Below are 19,911 nucleotides of genomic sequence, written 5' to 3'. Positions count from 1 at the left end.
TTATTCTCCTATAAAACGATAACCAACACTTCTGATTGTCTTTATATAATGCTTTCCATCATCATTCATTTTTGCTCTTAAAGAACGAATATGAACATCTAAGACTCTTGATTCTCCAATAAATTCATATCCCCATATATTACTTAATAATTCTTCTCTTTCAACCACTCTTTTTCTATTCTCCACCAGATAAAGAAGGAGTTGATATTCCTTATGTGTTAATTCCATTTTTTTTTCATTTAAAAAAACAATATGTTTATTGATATCTATTTTAAGATTTTTAATCGAAATCATTTTTTCTGCTTTATAAGTCCTTCTTAATAATGAACGTACTCTAGCAGTTAATTCTAATACACCAAATGGTTTCGTCAAATAATCATCCCCACCGCTATCTAATCCCTTTACTTTATCCAGTTCTCCATCTTTTGCTGAAAGAACTAAAATAGGAAGTGAAGTATTCGTTTCTCTTATTTTACTGATAGCACTAATCCCATCTAATCCCGGCAACATAATATCAAAAATTACCAGATCAGGAGTCTGTTCTCTAATTGATGCAATTGCGTCAATCGCATTATCATAACAATCTATCTTGTAGTCACTGCTTTCTAAAGCTATTCTTATTATCTCTCTTATATTTTCATCATCATCAACTACAATTATATGCTCATTCATAAAGTTTCCTCCATATGCTTTATTATATCATAAACTCTATTTATATTATTTAATGAATCAATGAAAAATGTTAAAATTAACTTAACTTTATTAAATTATAAAGTTTTATAGGAAATGATTGTATTTTTTAAAATACAATAGTAGTATAAATACGGTGGTGAATTTTATGAAAATCACAATTAAACAAATTATCCATAACAAAACTTTAATATCATGGCTTTGTGTACTTATTGCCTCTTTTATTATGGCAATAAATATCAATACATTTGTAAATAGCGGAAATTTAATCCCCGGAGGAATCACAGGATTATCACTATTAACACAAAGAACACTGGCCAGATTCTTTAATATCAGCATTCCTTATTCTTTTATTAATATTATTTTGAATACTTTACCTGCAATCATTGGATTTAAAATGATTTCTAAAAGATTTACATTCTACTCTGTTATTGTGATAGTCTTAACATCATTCTTAGTTGACTTTCTTCCAAGTCATAGAATCACAAGTGATCCTCTTCTTATCTGCTTATTTGGAGGATTACTTAATGGTCTGGGAATCAGTATTGCTTTATTTGGTAAAGCCAGTTCCGGAGGAACAGATTTTATTGCTGTCTACTTAAACCGCAGATATAATATTTCAGCTTGGAATCTTATTCTTGGTTATAATATCGTTATTCTCTTAGCCGGCGGTATACTCTTTGGCGTAGAAGCCTCTCTTTATTCGATTGTATTTCAGTTTGTTTGTACTCAGGTTATCAGTACCTTTAATAGAGCCAATAAGAAAGTCACTATGCTGATTATTACCAATCATCCTGAATTAATTGAACATAAGCTGATGGAGGCAACCCATCATGGTATTACAAAATGGCAAGCTACGGGTGTTCATGAAGAAAAAATACGTACTATGCTTTATACTGTTGTTTCCGCTGATGAAGTAGGAATGGTTTCATATATTGTTAGAGAGAATGATGATCATGCTTTTATTAATATTTTAGAATCATCTGCTATAAAAGGAAGATTCTATCAGGATCCATTATAAACAAGGCATAAATAAGCCTTGTTTTTTCATATTCCGATACTCAATTGACTTTATATGAGAAAACGTTTACTCTTCAATTAAGAGGTGATATGTATGCAATTATCTAAAGATGAGATTCAGATTATGAAACTGCTGATTTCTGCTCCGGATTATATATCTTCTTATGAAATTGGGACATCGATCGGTATGAAAAGAAGACTTGTAAGAGAGAAAATGAAAAGCGTTAAAGGCATATTAAAACATTATGGATATGATTTAATTTCTAAAACATCTAAAGGATACCTCATTGATGAAAAATCGATGGATTCACTTAATAATCTTCATCAAATCATTTCTAAGCATGAATTAAATCGTGAAGGATTCATACCTGTTACACCAAAAGAAAGACAGAACTATATTCTTAAAAGGATCATTGAAGCTGATCATTATATTAAGATTGATGAAATTGCGGATGAATTATTAATAAGCAGGTCTTCGGTTTCAAGAGATATTAGAAGTGCAAAAAGCTTTCTTTTAAAATATCAGTTAAATATTGAGAAAAGGCCGAACTATGGAATCAGAATCATCGGCAGTGAAGTCAATAAAAGAAAGCCTATATGTGATTTCCTGTTTGATAATTTAAGATCTTCTGATATGTATTATGATTTTCTTGAATCCACTCTTATTCCTGAAAAATCATTAGAAAACGGAATTATCCATTTATTAAGCAAATATAGAATAGAGATGACTGATATCGCTTTATGTGATTTTCTAATCGGCTTAAGCGTAATGATTACTCGTGTTGCCAATCATAATCTTATTACTCAGGATCAGGATATGTCTTTTGTATGTTTAAATACAGAACTATCCTGTGCTCATGAAATCGCAAGCCTTATTGCTTCAAAAATTCATTTTGAATTTCCAATTCAAGAGATTAATCAAATCGCAATTCAATTAAAATGTAAAAGAATCGGGATAGCTGATGATGACCATATTCCTATAATCAAGAAGATTACTGATGATTCTATTACTTCTATTTATCGGCAGACTATGTTGTCTTTCCCAGATAAAAGCTTCAAGAAAGAGCTTTATCTGAATATTAAGTCAGCCGTTATCAGACTCTTTTATAATGAAAAACTGCGTACGCCTCTTTTTAATGAAGTACCCATTGCTTATCCTTTAGCCTATGAATGTGCACAAATTGTTTCACAGCATATTTTTGGGTTTACCGATAAATATGTATCCAGTAGCGAGCTTGCCTTTCTGACCATGTTTTTCCATACCTATATGCATCATAAAATTGGTAATAAACATGAGGTTCTGCTTGTCTGTTCATTAGGATATTCAGTAGGAAGCATGTATAAATCTCAGATTGAAAACAAGTTTGCCAGTCAGATTCATATTACTGATATATGCTCCTATTATCAGTTAAATCATGTTAATCTTAAGAAATATGACTTTATTATTTCCGACCTGCCTATTCATCAGGATCTTTCCATTCCATGTATTAAGATTTCTCATGTCTTGAATGAAGATGATTATAATACTATCAGCAGCTATCTTAACTACCTATTTAATAAGGTTCGTATAGATATGCTTTTTCACGATAAGTTTTACCTTGATAATATTTCCGCCAATAAAACATCGGCCTTTTATTTCTATAAAATATTTTCACAGGTTTATACTGATATAAAACTCATGGAAATTGAGCATGCAATCAATCAATCTGCAAAATATAATTATAATGATGAAATCAGTCTTTTCAGATTATCTAAGCCTATCAGCAATAATAATCTCGTCTCTGTTTTAATCTATAAAGAACCCATTCCCGTTGATAATCATTATGCCCGGATTATTATTCTTTTTTCTTGTAATGAAAAGAGCAGATTATTATTTGATATCCTCGCAGATCTCTTAAATGCTGTATCAGTTGATGATACAGCATTGGATAGTCTTTATCAGAAGCCTTCCTATCAGAAGTTTATCAGACTTCTTATCACATAAAGAGACCATATCATTAAATGATATGGTCTCTTTGCTTTTGTTCTATCTGCTCTAACATATCAATTCTTCTTTGATGTCTGCCCCCTTCAAATTCTCCTTCCAGCCAGACATCTACAATCATTTTAGCAAGCTCTATTCCTACTACTCTTGCTCCGAAAGATAAAACATTGGTATTGTTATGCTTTCTAGAAAACTGTGCAGAGTATGGTTCAGAACAGGTTACACAGCGTATACCATTAACTTTATTAGCAGCTAATCCAATCCCCACACCGGTTCCACAGATAAGAATACCTTTATCTATATCACCTTTAATAACAGCATTTGCTACCTTCTCTCCTGAAATAGGATAATCAAATCTTTCTGTAGAATCTGTTCCATAATTGATAACTTCATAACCGTATTTATCTTCTATATACTCCTTAATCTGTTTCTTATACTCTACAGCCACATGATCATTACCAATTCCAATTTTCATAATAATATTCCTCTAATCTAAATCTTCCCCATTAGACTCTATCACTTTCTTATACCAATAGAATGATTCCTTTTTACTTCTGTGAAGATCACCGTTTCCTGCGTCATTCATATCAACGTAGATGAATCCGTATCTCTTATCCATCTGTCCTGTACCGGCTGAAACCAGATCTATACATCCCCATGTTGTATAGCCGAATAAGTTTACTCCTTCCTCAACAGCTTCTTTCATGCATTTTATATGTTCTCTATGGTAATCAATACGTGCTGTGTCATGACAAATACCATCTTCTCCTTCATTTTCGATAAGTCCTATTCCATTTTCTACATCAAACAGTGGAACCTGATATCTATCATTAATGATATGTAAAAATAATTTAAATCCTATAGGATCAATCTGCCATCCCCATTCATTAGCCTGAAGATAAGGATTCTTTATAGTTCCTAGGACATTCCCTCCCGTGATATCTGTCTGATCTGTTGAATGAGTAGTAACAATACCTGATGCATAATATGAGAATCCTAAAAAGTCCGACTTTCCTTTCATAAGTATCTCTTTATCCTCATCAGAAATATTTAAATGAAATTCAAATTCTCTCCATATTCTTTGTGCATATGACGGATAAGCACCTCTTATAGAAACATCTGCACTGTACCCAAAGAAGTCCTGAAATCTCTTATATACTTCTATATTGTCTAATGGATCAGGTGTTAGCGGATAATTGAGATTACCACATATCATGCATCCCACTTTTAAACGGGAATCTATCTTATGTGCTTCAATAACTGCTTTTGCAGCCGCTAAAAACTGATGATGCATCCATAATAAATTTCTCCGGGCTTTTTCCTTCGGTTCATCACCTCTAGGCATAATAATATTAATCTCATTAAAAGTCATCCACTTATTGACATATTCTTTAAATTCCGTAAAGCATACCTTCGCGAATGCAACAAATTCATCAATCATTTTCGGATTAGACCATCCTCCATGTTGAATATTCAATGAAACAGGCTCATCATACTTATAGAGTGTAATAACCGGATCCATTCCCAGTTCTACTGCTGTCTTAAAAAGATCTCTGTAAAAATCTACACCCTTTTTATTAATGCCTCCTCTAATCCCATCAGGATAGATTCTTGCCCATGAAATAGAAGTATTGAATGTTGTATAACCCATTTCTGCAAACAAAGCCAAATCTTCCTTATAATGGTGATAAAAATCACCGGCAACATGATTAGTATAATGAAGATCATCAAAAAATTTATATTCAGAGCCTTCCGGCAAAACATCAACAGGTTCCCAGAATCTATGTTCTCTTTGACCATCTTTATTTAGATACCACAATTCTCGTCTTGCACTTGTAGAACCGGCTGTACAGTAATCTACTAACACAGGGGATTTTCCATCTTCATTCCATGCTCCTTCAATCTGTGCGGCGGAAATAGAGCCTCCCCATAAAAAATCTTTCTTAAATCCCATAATCATATCCTCCTTAACTTTTCCATCATTTCTTTGTATGATTTTTCTTTACCAAAAAGAGCACTTGTCCCAAGAATAAAACCTTCCGCTCCTATCTTGGAAAGTTCTTTAATCTTATCAGGTGAACAGGCTCCGTCAATAACTACTTTATATCCATGATAATAATCTTTATGATTAAGGAAGGTTCTGATTTTAACTGTTACAAAATCAAGATACTTTTGTCCGGCAAATCCCGGATTAACAGTCATAATCAAAACATAATCACATAAATAAAGCAGTTCTTTAACAGCCTCAAAAGAAGTTTCAGGATTAATCGCCAGCCCGGCTTTTATCCCCTTATCTCTAATCATCTGCAAAGTTCTGACATTATTTGTTCCGGATTCAGGATGAATGTAAATAACCTTTATCCCCATATCAGAAAATTTATTTATATATCTTTCAGGATGAATAATCATCAAATGAACATCACAAGGTTTCGATGATCTTTTTGAGATATACTCAACATCCTGTAAACCCATTCCAAAGTTAGGAACAAATACTCCATCCATAATATCTAAATGAAACATATCTATTCCTGCTTCCTCTAATTGTCTGATTTCTTCTTCAAGATGAGCAAAATTTGCACACATCATAGATGGACATAATAGTCTATTCATGGTTGTTTCCTTCTTTCCTATATTTATTATCATAGCTATTATAGAAAATATTTCCACATTACCTTATGTCACACATTGTGCCATAGAAATATTTCTCAAATATTCTATTTTGTTTTATTTTTTGTTCTAAACATTATATGATTATCTATATAGGAGTCTTATTATGGAAAAAAAGAAACTTTCAATTATTGATATAGCTCATCTTGCGAATGTATCACAGGCAACCGTCTCTAGAGTCATTAATAAAAATGGGCGTTTTTCAGAAAAAACCGGAAAAAAGGTTGAAGAGATTATCAAGAAATATGGATATGAAACAAATATGACTGCTAAAAGCCTGAGAATAGCAAAATCTAAGACAATAGGACTGATTGTTCCCAGCATTGAAAATGAATGGTTTGCTTCTTTAATTTCTCAAATTGAAACTTATTTTTTTCAGCATAATTATTCTGTATTTATATGCAACACTTCTAGAAATAAAGAAAAAGAAATAAGCTATTTTAAATCCTTGGATGCAAAAATGGTTGATGGTATTATCTGTATTACAGGAGAAAATAAACTGCCGATAGACGTTCTTACGAGAGATATTCCCATTGTCTGTACAGATAGAGTTCCTGCTAAAAATAATAATGTTTATATTGTAAGTACTGATCATTATAGAGGAGGATATATAGCTACAAAAGAGCTTATAAAAAAAGGCTGTAAACGAATATGTATTATTGTCCGTAATCGTTCTATTTCTGTCAATGAACAGCGTTTTCAGGGATATTTACAAGCTTTAAAAGATCATCATCTTCCTTATGATGATCAACTAAAAATTCTTATCAGTAATAAAGAAGATAATTTTGAAGGAGCTAAAAGAGCTACTTTAAAACTGATAGAAAATCATATCCATTTTGATGGAATATTTGGAACAAATGACTGGAGAGCTTATGGAGCAATTGTAGCCTTACAGTCAAAATATTTAAGAATTCCTGAAGATGTTAAAGTTGTCGGATTTGATAATATTACGATTTCTAAAGTCTCACAGCCTCCCCTGACAACAATCAATCAGGATACTCAAAAAATAGCTGTCAACGCTTCTAAAACATTATTAGATCTTATGAATAATCCTGCAAACAATACGATTAAACATATTCAGACATTACCGGTTCATATTGTTAAAAGAAAATCAACAGAAAATAAATAAAAGAGCTGATACTCTTCTCCTATTAAAAATCACTCCTTGCAGACAATGTTATCCGCTTAGAGTGATTTTTTTACTTTATTTTGTAGTCATCATAATAGTCATAGCTCCATCACAATGTATTGTGACGGTTAATGGAATAAGAAAACTTGTTCCTATAGATACATGGTGATTATTAACTATACCTTCTCCTTTTATTACTGTAGCTAACTGATAATTACCGGACTGATATACTGATTTACCGAATATCTCCAGTTTCTTTACTGTAAATGAGCGATTAGAAATATATTCTGTTTCTTTCATATTTTTTCTGCCAAATACTTTTTTCTCAAGAATATTATCTGTAATATGAGGATCATAGGATAAACATTCTATTGCTTCTTTTAAATGAAGTTTTCTTTCTTTTCCATCTTTATCTTTTCTATGATAATCATAAAATCGATAAGTAATATCTGTTGCTTGCTGAATCTCATAAACGATACTCCCTTTTTTCATCGCATGGAGTATACCGGCAGGCAAATAAATAAAATCCTCTTTATTTACATATCTTGTTTTTATCAGTTCTTCCCATCTCTCTTCTTCTATATATCGCTTAAGTTCTTCTTTATTCTTTGCATTATGACCATAAACAATAGATGCATCAGCTTCCGCTTCAATAAAATACCATGCTTCATTTTTACCCATCTTATAACCATGGGATAATGCATACTCATCATTAGGATGAACCTGTATGCTTAAATCATCTTCCGGAGCTAATAAAGAAATAATGACCGGGAATTCTTCGTTAGGATGTCCAAATAATTCCTGATGATATGTCCAAAGGTATTGAAGTGTTTTTCCTTTAAAGGGATCACTAAAACATATATTTGACTCTTCCTGTGTACTAAATGCCCATGCTTGTCCTACACCTTCTTTAAACCATGAAAAATGAAAATAATCTTTTACTAATGTATGTCCCCATAAAGCAAAACGAGGGATCGGTTCAAAAAATAATATATCCATTATTATATAAATATTATAGAAAATGTAGCAGCAAATGTTGTTATAATCGCAAGAATAGCAGCTGTTTTTAGAGCACGAGGCATAATCTCATAACTATATTGTATCTGATAAAGCCTGTTAACTTGTTTAGATTTCGTACAATGATAATCTGATAATAAAGCTATCACAAGAATTGTTAGTTTCATCCAAAAACTTGTCCCTATTTGCCATGATTTGGGCCATGGAAATATTCCTAATCCAAAAGCTATCACGGCAGTTATAATCGCCGGAATAACATAGGGATTCTTAAGAGATTTTAGTTTCTCTTCTTTAATCTTCTCTTGTTTTCCATATTTCCGCATATTACCTTTTGGTTTAATGACTACTATACTTTCTCCACAATGATCACAAAACTTTGCATTCTCTCTAAGATGAGAACCGCATTTACGACAATACATAGGTTATCCTCCTATTTTAATATAACTTTAGTAAGATTTAGAAGACTAATATAGAAAGGAAGAAGAATACAAACAATCGCAATGCCATAACTGCCTGTTTGTCTGTATCCTTTCTTTTTATCTTTGTAATCTATAATAATTGAAAGAAGTCCACAAAACATAGATAATAAATAAAATACCAAGCTTATCTGAAACACAAATACTGCATTATTTCCTGACGAGGCTACAATACTTGCTAAAATAAAGTCTAATACGATTAAAGCAAAGAAGAATAATATGAGTCCAATTGATGCAAAATGATTCTTCCTAGGATTTTCTTTATATACTTTGTCTGAAATAGTCTTTTCTGATATTTTCTTGATAGATTTCCCACAATAAGTACAATACATGGAATCATTTGTTAAATCTTTATGACAATAAGGACATTTAATCATCATATTATCCTCCTATTTTTATACTACATTCTCTTCTTCTATTCTTTGTAGTTCTGATTTTTCATATGCCTTCCAGAATGGATAAAAGATGAGCAATCCAATAATAAAATTAATTACAACTACAATCACACCGCCAATAGAACCGCCTGTACCTAAGAATCCTAATATTGGAGATGGCGTTGCCCATGGCAAGTTTACATACATTCTGCCAATAAATCCGATAGCGGTTAATCCATATGTTAAAGCTCCCGTTATTGTATGTGTAATGATAAATGGAATAGCTAAGAATGGATTTAAAACTATTGGCAACCCAAACATTATAGGCTCAATAATACAGAATATTGCCGGCGGCAGACTAATTGTTGCCAGCGGTTTTAAATGAGGTAATTTCTTACTTGATTTAAACATATAGAATAAAATAGGCCAGCAAGTTGATACCCACATAAATAATCTATTTAAATTAGGTACCCAAATATGTGGTATTGATTGATGTGCCATAAATGCCGCATTATTTTCTACCAACCATGTATTTGTAAAAGCATTGGTAACAGCACCTACAATATTATCTCCATGTAATCCTACTATCCAGAACGCTGATATTAGAAAATGTGCTAATGTAAATACAAAAATATTATCAGCAGCCGCAAATATCGGTAATAAAACCTGTCCTATCAATTCCGGTATATTAACATTTAATAATGTTCTTAAACCCCAGCATACTAATGTTGTAAAGAAATAAGGAATAATTGCTGAAAAACTATCAGAAATTGCCGGAGGTACAGAATCAGGCAATTTAATCCTAATATTATATCTATAACAAACATCTAAGATATTAACAGAGATCGCTGCCGCAATAATTGCTGTGATAACACCGGCTCCTCCCCAATAATTAATCGGTAATGCTGAAACATATTGTGTCGGATCTTTTATAGCAGCATTATATAACTGTCCTACTGTATTATAATTCAATAAGATAAAGGCAAAGAATGCACCTACAGCACCTGTTGTCTTATTAATTCCTTTTGTATCCGCATATTCAGCTCCCATTGCAATAACCATATAAATAGCCATAATGCCCATTGATAAGCTATTAACCAAAGCCAGTTGTCCTGCTAACGGCTTCATAAAAGGAATTAAAGCTGTTTTTGTTAGTCCGCCATCAGAACATAACAGAAATACTACCAGGAATAATGAACCAACCATTGTAACACCGACAGCTGCTACCATACCATTTACAATTGCCTTAACAAATGGTAATTGGCCAAACTTAGTCATAGGTCCCGCAATAGCATCAATTTTCATCATTAACTTGTCCATAAAAGACTTTTTTTCATTAACCATACACTAATCTCCCTTCATATAAATGAAAATTTTACGCGTAAATACTTTCTTTGATTACATCATAATGCGTAAACGTTTACATTTCTATCTAATTGTATGTCACAATTCATGCCATTACATGATATTACAAAAAAAGACTCCTTATAAGAGTCAATTCATTGCTAATATCTCTTCTAAATGATAGCCCTGATTCATATATTCTTTCATAATACTATGACATCTATCATATTCTTTAAAACAGTTTAAAGCATAGTGTTCATTTCCATATACTTTCCAATATCCTATATGTTTTACCGGCTTATTTTCTATAAATCCCAATACATCTTCTAAAGGATAATTTAAAAATATTCCTATCTCATGAGGAAAAACATTTGTATTAAAACGTTTCTTTAAAGATACTAAAAGATGGGAGATAGATTGAGTATGATAACCTTGAGATTTTAAAAAGCGTACAATAGCTTTATTTTCTAATACTCTTTTTAATTGCTTAGGCGAATAAATATAAATCAACACACTTTCTTTACGTTCTCTTAAAATATTTATCTGTAAATCATAATATGATAAATGATGATTATAATAATCAAAGCATTCCTGATAGTTATGAATGTCTGATTTACTAATATTAAATAAGCTTCCACATTTATATTTCATTAATGTAGGTGCAGAATATACCGCAAGCTTATATTCAAATAAAGATGCATTATGAGGCATATATCTTCTCCTTAGTTAGATTATACTAACTATATTAGTATAATCTAACTAATATTTCAAGAGATTATATACTAATCCAAAATATATTATCATCTTCATCTTGTTTATTATTAATATAATGTAATGCTTATAGTAACAATTTTATATTTAAAGTAGATCATTTATTCTTTACAATATGTGAATCTTTCATATTTTGCCAACGATGCTCAACATATCGGTTACCATAAGCATTATCAATAAACTGTTCCATAGAATTCTTTGGTGCTATAGCTTTCTGTCTTTGATTATACCTTGAGATTACTGCTAAGGTGAATAAACTATTAAATGTCATAAAAATAACTATTATCCAAGTTATGATTTCAGCTTTAATAAGAGGAAATTTCTCAATTAAACGTTCTAATGGAGGATAAACAAGTTTTACCCATATCAAGCTTAATGCAGCCCAGAAAAACATAAAAAGAATATTAGTACGTCCATGAATATTCAAAGGCATACCGGAGTAATCCCAGAAAACCCTGCCAAACACAATTTCAGTAAAAATACTACATGTATACTCAAAAGCTCCTCCTAATAATCCTCCTAAAAGCATAATCCATCTATCATTTTTATCTTTCAATGGAATAAGAGTAAGTGTTAAGACAACAGCTCCTATTCCCCATACAAGACTAAATGGTCCAAACACAACACTTGATCTAGTCATCCAGACTCCATCTACTAAGCCGCACCATAATGTTTCTATAAGATCTCCTAATAAAGATGATATAAGAAATATCCAGATAAGCTTATCCGGACTTAAACCTTTTCCAAAGACAATCATATTTCTATTCTTTTCATCCTTAATGCCTGGATAAGCTTTCTCTAGACGATCCCATACAAACAGTGATATTTTATGAAAAACTCTTTGATTCATGCTTCGCTTTTCAAAATTACTAAACTCTTTTTGTCCTTTATTAATACTTATTACTACAATAATAAGATCAATGATAATTATAATCCAGAAAATAATACTTATTATCCGATGAACCGGAACATGTATTAACTGACTTACAATCAGTAAGAATGGCTGTAAAACTAAATAAGCAATCCAGCATCCTACAGATAAAAGAAGTATTTCAAAAAATGTTTCTTTATTATTTAAAGAATTTCTTCTCAGCCATACAATATTCTTAGTTACTCTAAAACTTATAAATGCAAAGATAGCTTTGATAATAATTAATCTCGCAAAGATAAGAAAGAATATTAAGAAATAATGTCTTCCCATTTGTGATAAATCAATAATTAATGATGATAGAGTAAGACCTATTTCAAAATCAATAGGAAATGTTAAAAATCCTGTATTAATAAACTTCCTTTCTTTAGTTGAATAATAAAGAGCTTCAATCAGCCATCCAAGAAAACCATAAATAATAAAGAAGAATGTTTCTTTTATTAAAAGCTGATACATATTACCCTCCTATCTTTCTAAAAAATGTACCCTATTTTTCATCATAAAGTCAATATAAAAGATGATAACTTTAAAAAGTTATCATCTTGGAAAAGTAATATCTCCTAAAATAACTCTTCGTGTAGCTCCTGTTGCACTTAATTTTACAACTAATCATATATTTTTATGAATTATTATTTTATAATAAAACATAAAAAATAGCACCTTTCATGATGAAAGGTGCTCAATCACATATAATTATAAAAATTGAAGTATATTAATACTGTATTATATATACAATCATACAATCTATATTAACATAAAAGAGAATTCGTCTATGAAAACTCAACTAACCGGTCTCCGTTCTTATATCTTCCTTTATTAAACATTAACATACATAACCCCCTCTTTTCTTACTATTATATTAACAGATATCTTTATCTTTGTAAAGGCTTTCATAAAAAATATTTTAAATTTAAAAAAACCTTCATAAGAAGGTTTTAAAATACTGCTTTTGCGATAATTCTTGCCTTTATGACACCATCTTTTTGTTCAATAGCTTTAGTAATATCTTCACTTAAATCATTGGTATCAATAATTGTATAAGCATAATCTCCTTTTGCCTTATTGACCATATTCTCAATATTCATGCCTTTCTTTGCGAATGCATTCGCAAAAACTGCTAACATATTAGGAATATTCTTATGAATAATACAGCATCTGTATGTTGTATTTCTTGGTTCTAAGACATTCGGAAAATTAACAGAGTTTTTAATATTTCCATTTTCTAAATATTCTCTTAGCTCTTCTACTGCCATCTTTGCACAATTCTGTTCTGATTCCGGTGTAGATGCTCCTAAGTGAGGCATGACAACCGCATTTTCAGTATGTGCTAACGTCTCATCACCAAAGTCAGTAATATATCTGGCAACTTTGTCTTTCTTTAAAGCATCTATCATATCTTTTGTATTAACTAATGAGCCACGAGCAAAATTAATAATATGAACCCCTGATTTCATCATATTAATAGATTTCTCATTAATCATGCCTTCAGTCTCCCCATTAGCAGGAACATGGATTGTAATATAATCACATTCTTTGAATATCTCTTCTACTGAAGATGCCTTTTGAACCCATTTACTCATCCCCCATGCTGCAGTTACAGAAATATAAGGATCATAGCCATGAACTTCCATACCCAGTTTAACAGCTGCATTCGCAACCGCTACACCAATAGCTCCCAATCCAATAACACCCAGCTTCTTGCCATCTATTTCAGGACCTACAAAAGCTTTCTTGCCTGCTTCGATCTCTTTAGAAAAATTATTCCCCGTTACTGTCTTTGTCCATTCTATACCTTCTAATACTTTTCTGGATGATAGAAATAATGAACATAACACCAGTTCTTTAACAGCATTCGCATTGGCTCCGGGAGTATTAAATACAACTATTCCTTTCTTTGAACATTCTTCTATTGGAATATTATTAGTACCCGCTCCTGCTCTTACAATAGCTTTTAAATTATTATTCATAGGATAATCATGCATTTTAGCACTTCTGACTAATACAGCATCCTCATTTTCAAAATCATTTCCTACCTCATAGCGTTCATCTAAAAGCCTTAATCCTTTATTTGATATTTTATTTAAAGTCTTAATCTGATAACTCATTCTATTACTCCTTATTCTCTTTCTCAAACTTTTTTAAAAATTCAACTAAATAAGCGACTCCATCATAAGGCATCGCATTATAAATAGAAGCTCTCATCCCACCTACTAAGCGATGACCTTTTAAATTAGTCATACCGGCTTCAATACTCTTTTTTACAAATAAAGCATCTAAATCACTATGTCCTGTTGTAAATGAAACATTCATATGACTTCTAGAACCAATCTCCGCCGGATAATCATAGAAATCAGTAATGTCAAGATAATCCTGTAAAAGTTTTGCTTTTTTTACATTATACTCCTGCATTGCCACTAAACCGCCTTGTTTTTTAATCCATTTTAAAACAAGTCCTAACATATATATGGCATAAGTAGGAGGTGTATTGTACATAGAATCCTTTTTAGCCATCGTATCCAATTCAGATAAAACCGGAATCTGATCTTTATGAGTCTCTAATAAATCATTTCTCACAATCACTACTGCCAAACCGGCTATTCCCATATTCTTCTGAGCTCCGGCATAAATAACACCAAACTGTGATACATCTATCGGTCTAGATAAAATATTTGAAGACATATCAGCAATTAAAGGGATTCCTTTAGTATCCGGTATATAATCCCATTCTGTTCCATAAATAGTATTATTTGTACATAAATGTACATAATCAATATCATCTCTTATATCCAGTTCATCCTGACCGGGAATATGCGTATAGTTGTTCTCTTTCCCATCATAGGCAATATGAACATCAGTAAACTTAGCAGCTTCCTGTGCTGCCTTTTTAGAAAAGTTTCCTGTTACAATATAATCCGCTTTTCCTTTATCATTAAAATTCAAAGCAATATTACTAAACTGCTGGGTTGCGCCGCCCTGTAAAAATAAAATACTATAATTATCAGGAATATTCATTAATTCCTTTAAATCTGCCTTTGTCTGATCAAATATATTCTGATAGGCAGAGGATCTATGACTCATCTCCATAACACTCATGCCTGAATTTTCATAATTAAGCATTTGTTTTTGGGCTGTTTCTAATACTTCCAAAGGAAGCTGTGAAGGCCCTGCACTAAAGTTATAAACTCTCTTATTCGTCATCATCGATTCCTCCTCTAATATATTTTTTAATTATAATATACGTTTTTAACAAATTTGTCCAGTAAAATTATAAAATAATACAAATATAGTTTATATTTTTACTTATTTTATATATATATGTTTTAAATATTTGTATAAATCTTTAATTATTTAAATATATTTGTATTATTCATAAAAAGATAACTATTATTGAAATAACAGTTATCTTTCAAATAAGTGTATAAATAATCCTGATCTTAATTTAGGTTCAAACCACGTTGATTTAGGGGGCATTAATAAATGATGATCAGCAACATCCAGTAACTCCTGAATGCTTGTCGGGTACATCGCAAAAGCCACTCCACTTGTCTGATCAGTTTCTTTTATTAATTCATCCAATCCTCTAATACCCCCGATAAAATGAATTCTCTGATCAATACGCGGATCCCCTATATTTAATAATGGAGAAAGTATCTCATCTTGCAGCAAGGATACATCTAATGATAAGACTGAAGAACTTTTTCTCTTTTCTACAATGTCATCATGAGCTTTTAATGAATACCATTGATGGTTCAGATACATAGTGATTTCATTTTTATGTTCAGGATGTCTTTTCTCTGTTAGTAAAGAGATATCAAACTTCTGATTTAAACGGTTAAGAAATTCATCATATGTATAACCATTCAAATCAGAAACAACTCTGTTATAATCAAGAATTTTTAATTCATCATCAGGAAATAAAACCGATAGAAAATAATTAAATTCTTCATTACCGCTATAATCAGGATGTTCTTTTCTCCTCTTTAAACCTACTTTTACTGCACTGGCTGCACGATGATGTCCATCAGCTATATATGTTGACTCTACCTGATCAAATGCTTTTTGAAGATAACTGATATCTTCTTTATCCGATACAATCCATACTCTATGCCTAATATGATCTTCACTTATAAAATCATAAAGAGACTTACTTTGCTTAATTTTATTGACTTTTCTTCTAATTTCATTCTTAGCTTTATAAGTTAAGAAAATAGGTCCTGTCTGTGCACTTGTGATATCGACATGATTTATACGATCTCTTTCTTTAACTTCTACTGTCAATTCATGCTTTTTACATACATCATTTAAATAATCGTCAATAGATGATAAAGCTACAATTCCCGTCTGAACATGATCATTCATTGTCAGCTCATATAAATAATAAGCAGGGTATTCTTCTTGTACAAAAATACCTTTCTTCCATTCTTCTTTAATCATCTGATCTGCTTTCAAGTAAACATCCTTACTATACATATCATAATTATTTTCGAACTGTGTTTCAGGTCTATCAATATTTAAAAAAGATAACGGTTTATCTTTTATATATTCTTTAGCCTCTTGTCTGGAATAAACATCATAAGGTAAAGCAGCTACTTCTTTCGCTTTACTCACTGCCGGTCTTAATGCCTTAAAAGGTAATATATGTGCCATATACAGTTTCTCCCTAATCATCAAGTATAATTTCTAAATCTTTATAATATCCCTTGGTCCCTATATCAACAAACAATCCTATTTTCCCTCTTTTATTACCGGCTAATAACTTATCAACTGTTAATACAGGATGTTCCATATCATCAATATAGAAAATCGCTTTTTCATCTTTAATAACCGCCTTTAATTCTATCCATTTCTTCATTTGAATATCGGCCTTATTCTCGTACTCAGTAATATGATGATCTCTAAAATACTGAAATGTATATTTTGGATAAGAAAAATATTGAACAGCATGCATTTGTCTAACAGGATCATCAGTTTGATAAAATCCATTAGCAGGTCTTACATAAAAAGACTCAAATGTATCAGCATCGACTCTAAAAACTATGCCAATAAAACCCCTTGCATAATCAGGAGCATTGTCAGTAAATGTACTATACATTTTAACTTTAATTATCCCATTATGAAAATCACTGTTTTCTAATAATGCATAACTATTAATATCTGCTTCTTTTTCCCTTTTATTCTTAATTATATAAAAGCCTTTTTCGTCTTCATCAATAAAAACCAGTGATGCTTTAAAATCACTTTTATTCATAACTGTCCCTCTCTTTTTTATTTCCTCTTTATCATAATCACTTTTATTGATTATATCAAGCACTCTCTTTTAATTAAGTGTACCTAGCTTGAAAAGTCATTAAGTTGTGGTATGATAAGGACTAGAAAAAAGGAGTCAGTTATGAGTAAAGTAGATATTATTTCCGGCTTTTTAGGAGCCGGTAAAACAACTTTAATTAAAAAGTTTATTAATGAATCTTTAAAAGATGAGAAAGTCGTCTTAATTGAAAATGAATTTGGAGAAATTGGTATTGATGGCAGTTTTATGAGAGATGCCGATATACAAGTCAATGAATTATCACAAGGCTGTATTTGTTGTAGTTTAGTAGGAGATTTTGAAAAATCTTTAAAAGAAGTATTAGATAAATATAAACCGGATCATATTATTATTGAACCGAGTGGTGTTGGTAAATTATCTGATATTATTGATGCAATAGAAAAAGTAAATGATAAGAGACTGGAATTAAATTCATTCTTAACAGTCGTTGATGCTAAAAAATGTAAAATGTATCACAAAAACTTCGGTGAATTCTTCAATAATCAGATTGCTTCCGCTTCTATCGTCGTATTATCAAGAACTCAAGATGTAACCGAAGATAAACTGGCTGAAGATCTAAAAATTATCAAAGAACTAAATAAGCATGCCCCTATCATTACAACACCTTGGGACAGCTTAACAGCCGAGCAAATTTTAAAAGCGGCCGACAACAAAGAAACTTTAGAAAAAGCATTAATTGCTGCTGAAAAAGAACACCGATATTCCGTTCACCATCATCACCATGAACATGAATGCTGTCACCACCATCATGACGAAGAACATGAATGTCATCACCATCATCATGATGAAGAACATGAATGTCATCACCACCATCATGACGAAGAACATGAATGTCATCACCATCATCATGATGAAACACATCCACATACTGATGACGGTGATACAAAGCTTTACTATAATGAAGAAGATGCTCATGATGCTGATGAAATATTCCAGAGTATTGGTATTGAAACAATTCATCCATTTAGTAAAACTGAATTATCAGCTAAATTAGAAACGCTCTCTCGCGATGAATCTTTAGGTAATATTTTAAGATCTAAGGGTATTGTAAGAGGGATAGATGATAAGTGGCTTGAATTTGATTTTGTTGCCGGCGATTATGAAATTAGAGAAACAACTCCGGATGTATCAGGACGATTATGTGTGATTGGTGAAAATCTTGATGCTAATAAGCTTTATGATTTGATGAAAGGATAATTATGGATAATATTGAAACACGTATCTATCTATTTACCGGATTCTTAGAAAGCGGAAAGACTACTTTCGCAAATGATACTATTGTAAATACTAACTTTTGTGATGGTGAACAGACAGTCATGATCATTACTGAAGAAGGCGAAAAAGAGTTTGATAAAAATGAATTAAAAAAGCATCATACAGATCTTCTTCTTGTTGAAACAATTCAAGAACTGACACAAGAGGCATTCTGGAAGGAACTTAAAGAAGACTACCATCCTACTCAAGTTTTAGTTGAATTCAATGGAATGTGGGATGTTGCCACATTCATGAGTACAGTCTTTCCTCAAGGATGGGATATTGTCCAGATTTTAACTACAATTGATGCTTCTAAGTTTGCTTATTATGTAAACAATGCAAATATGAGATCTTATTTATTCCAACATTGTTCACAAAGTGATCTGATTGTTTTTAATAGAATAGAGAATATTAAGAAAACATTTATGAGAAATAATATCAAAGCTATGAACCCAAGAGCACAGATTATCTATGAAAATGCCGATGGCAGCGTTGATAATAGTGTAGATAGCGGTCTTCCTTATGATATTAATGCCGCTTCAATAGATGTTGCCGATCATGATTTCGGTATATTCTGTTATGATATGATGGAACATCCGGAGAATTATAATCATAAGCATATTAGAATCAAAGGAAAGTTTATTGGCAAAGATTCTCTTAGAAAGGATGGCTTTATCTTAGGGAGATATGCAATGGTATGCTGTGAGCAGGATACTTCACTGATTGGCTTATTATGTCAAAATCCTGCCAGTAATCAGTTTATTCCTAATGAATGGCTAATTGTTGAAGGTGATACTACAATGGACTACGATAAAGATATTGGTATGAATGTAATTACTTTACATGCTGATAAGATTGAAGGAACGACACCTTTAGCATATGAATATGTGACTTTTGATTAAACGCTTGAAAAAGCGTTTTTCTTTGTTTT

General features: G+C 31.4%; 19 protein-coding genes. 5 read left to right on the top strand and 14 right to left on the bottom strand.

The window, feature by feature from the left end; genetic code table 11:
- Nucleotides 1–672, bottom strand: a complete 672-nt coding sequence (locus HMPREF9943_RS01085; protein WP_004801227.1) for a response regulator transcription factor — start codon at nucleotides 670–672, stop codon at nucleotides 1–3.
- A 166-nt stretch (nucleotides 673–838) separates the two neighbouring features.
- Here HMPREF9943_RS01085 and HMPREF9943_RS01080 point away from each other — a divergent pair, with 166 nt between their 5' ends.
- Both HMPREF9943_RS01080 and HMPREF9943_RS01075 read left to right on the top strand, forming a co-directional pair.
- Nucleotides 839–1,711, top strand: a complete 873-nt coding sequence (locus tag HMPREF9943_RS01080) for a YitT family protein (RefSeq protein WP_004801225.1) — start codon at nucleotides 839–841, stop codon at nucleotides 1,709–1,711.
- A gap of 93 nt (nucleotides 1,712–1,804) precedes the next feature.
- Nucleotides 1,805–3,694, top strand: a complete 1,890-nt coding sequence (locus tag HMPREF9943_RS01075; protein WP_004801224.1) for a BglG family transcription antiterminator — start codon at nucleotides 1,805–1,807, stop codon at nucleotides 3,692–3,694.
- Between the two features lie 13 nt (nucleotides 3,695–3,707).
- Here HMPREF9943_RS01075 and rpiB read toward each other — a convergent pair whose 3' ends face one another.
- The 3 genes from rpiB to rpe are packed head-to-tail and all read right to left on the bottom strand — an operon-like array spanning nucleotide 3,708 to nucleotide 6,304.
- Nucleotides 3,708–4,169, bottom strand: a complete 462-nt coding sequence (gene rpiB, locus HMPREF9943_RS01070; protein ID WP_004801223.1) for a ribose 5-phosphate isomerase B — start codon at nucleotides 4,167–4,169, stop codon at nucleotides 3,708–3,710.
- A 12-nt stretch (nucleotides 4,170–4,181) separates the two neighbouring features.
- Nucleotides 4,182–5,648, bottom strand: coding sequence for a glycoside hydrolase family 1 protein (locus tag HMPREF9943_RS01065; RefSeq protein WP_004801222.1), 1,467 nt, complete (start codon nucleotides 5,646–5,648; stop codon nucleotides 4,182–4,184).
- Between the two features lie 2 nt (nucleotides 5,649–5,650).
- Nucleotides 5,651–6,304 (bottom strand): ribulose-phosphate 3-epimerase, encoded by a 654-nt coding sequence (gene rpe, locus HMPREF9943_RS01060; protein WP_004801221.1) that lies wholly within the window; start codon nucleotides 6,302–6,304, stop codon nucleotides 5,651–5,653.
- Between the two features lie 163 nt (nucleotides 6,305–6,467).
- Between rpe and HMPREF9943_RS01055 the strand changes: the two genes are divergently transcribed.
- Nucleotides 6,468–7,490 (top strand): LacI family DNA-binding transcriptional regulator, encoded by a 1,023-nt coding sequence (locus HMPREF9943_RS01055; protein ID WP_004801220.1) that lies wholly within the window; start codon nucleotides 6,468–6,470, stop codon nucleotides 7,488–7,490.
- Between the two features lie 75 nt (nucleotides 7,491–7,565).
- Here the strand turns inward: HMPREF9943_RS01055 and HMPREF9943_RS01050 are convergent, their stop codons facing one another.
- From HMPREF9943_RS01050 to HMPREF9943_RS01005, 10 genes are all read right to left on the bottom strand, one after another.
- Nucleotides 7,566–8,489 carry a type I phosphomannose isomerase catalytic subunit gene (locus tag HMPREF9943_RS01050; RefSeq protein ID WP_004801219.1) on the bottom strand — a complete coding sequence of 308 codons (924 nt, stop codon included), beginning with the start codon at nucleotides 8,487–8,489 and terminating at the stop codon, nucleotides 7,566–7,568.
- Between the two features lie 2 nt (nucleotides 8,490–8,491).
- Entirely contained in the window at nucleotides 8,492–8,926 is a 435-nt protein-coding gene (locus HMPREF9943_RS01045; RefSeq protein WP_004801218.1) for a zinc-ribbon domain-containing protein, read from the bottom strand.
- Between the two features lie 11 nt (nucleotides 8,927–8,937).
- Entirely contained in the window at nucleotides 8,938–9,363 is a 426-nt protein-coding gene (locus HMPREF9943_RS01040) for a hypothetical protein (RefSeq protein WP_004801217.1), read from the bottom strand.
- Between the two features lie 15 nt (nucleotides 9,364–9,378).
- A complete protein-coding gene (locus HMPREF9943_RS01035) occupies nucleotides 9,379–10,701 on the bottom strand; it encodes a PTS sugar transporter subunit IIC (RefSeq protein ID WP_004801216.1) in 1,323 nt (440 codons plus the stop codon).
- A 150-nt stretch (nucleotides 10,702–10,851) separates the two neighbouring features.
- Nucleotides 10,852–11,412, bottom strand: coding sequence for a DUF3793 family protein (locus tag HMPREF9943_RS01030; RefSeq protein WP_004801215.1), 561 nt, complete (start codon nucleotides 11,410–11,412; stop codon nucleotides 10,852–10,854).
- Nucleotides 11,413–11,569: 157 nt separating this feature from the next.
- Nucleotides 11,570–12,856 (bottom strand): putative ABC transporter permease, encoded by a 1,287-nt coding sequence (locus tag HMPREF9943_RS01025; RefSeq protein ID WP_004801214.1) that lies wholly within the window; start codon nucleotides 12,854–12,856, stop codon nucleotides 11,570–11,572.
- 479 nt (nucleotides 12,857–13,335) lie between these two features.
- A complete protein-coding gene (locus HMPREF9943_RS01020; RefSeq protein ID WP_004801213.1) occupies nucleotides 13,336–14,505 on the bottom strand; it encodes a 3-phosphoglycerate dehydrogenase family protein in 1,170 nt (389 codons plus the stop codon).
- Between the two features lie 4 nt (nucleotides 14,506–14,509).
- The gene (serC, locus tag HMPREF9943_RS01015; RefSeq protein ID WP_004801212.1) at nucleotides 14,510–15,598 is read right to left on the bottom strand and encodes a 3-phosphoserine/phosphohydroxythreonine transaminase; all 1,089 of its coding nucleotides are present in this window, start codon (nucleotides 15,596–15,598) and stop codon (nucleotides 14,510–14,512) included.
- Nucleotides 15,599–15,799: 201 nt separating this feature from the next.
- Nucleotides 15,800–17,047, bottom strand: coding sequence for a DUF1015 domain-containing protein (locus tag HMPREF9943_RS01010; protein ID WP_004801211.1), 1,248 nt, complete (start codon nucleotides 17,045–17,047; stop codon nucleotides 15,800–15,802).
- A 13-nt stretch (nucleotides 17,048–17,060) separates the two neighbouring features.
- Nucleotides 17,061–17,648 carry a hypothetical protein gene (locus HMPREF9943_RS01005; RefSeq protein ID WP_004801210.1) on the bottom strand — a complete coding sequence of 196 codons (588 nt, stop codon included), beginning with the start codon at nucleotides 17,646–17,648 and terminating at the stop codon, nucleotides 17,061–17,063.
- Between the two features lie 141 nt (nucleotides 17,649–17,789).
- On the opposite strand from HMPREF9943_RS01005, the gene HMPREF9943_RS01000 reads away from it, so the two are divergent.
- Both HMPREF9943_RS01000 and HMPREF9943_RS00995 read left to right on the top strand, forming a co-directional pair.
- Nucleotides 17,790–18,923, top strand: a complete 1,134-nt coding sequence (locus HMPREF9943_RS01000; RefSeq protein WP_004801209.1) for a CobW family GTP-binding protein — start codon at nucleotides 17,790–17,792, stop codon at nucleotides 18,921–18,923.
- Between the two features lie 2 nt (nucleotides 18,924–18,925).
- The gene (locus HMPREF9943_RS00995; protein ID WP_004801208.1) at nucleotides 18,926–19,882 is read left to right on the top strand and encodes a TIGR03943 family putative permease subunit; all 957 of its coding nucleotides are present in this window, start codon (nucleotides 18,926–18,928) and stop codon (nucleotides 19,880–19,882) included.
- The last annotated feature ends 29 nt before the right edge of the window (nucleotides 19,883–19,911 follow it).

Origin of the sequence: Eggerthia catenaformis OT 569 = DSM 20559, from assembly GCF_000340375.1 — a bacterium.
GTDB lineage: Bacteria > Bacillota_I > Bacilli_A > Erysipelotrichales > Coprobacillaceae > Eggerthia > Eggerthia catenaformis.
The sequence above is the reverse complement of the archived record's forward strand: the minus strand, read 5'-3'. Positions and strand labels throughout refer to the sequence as shown.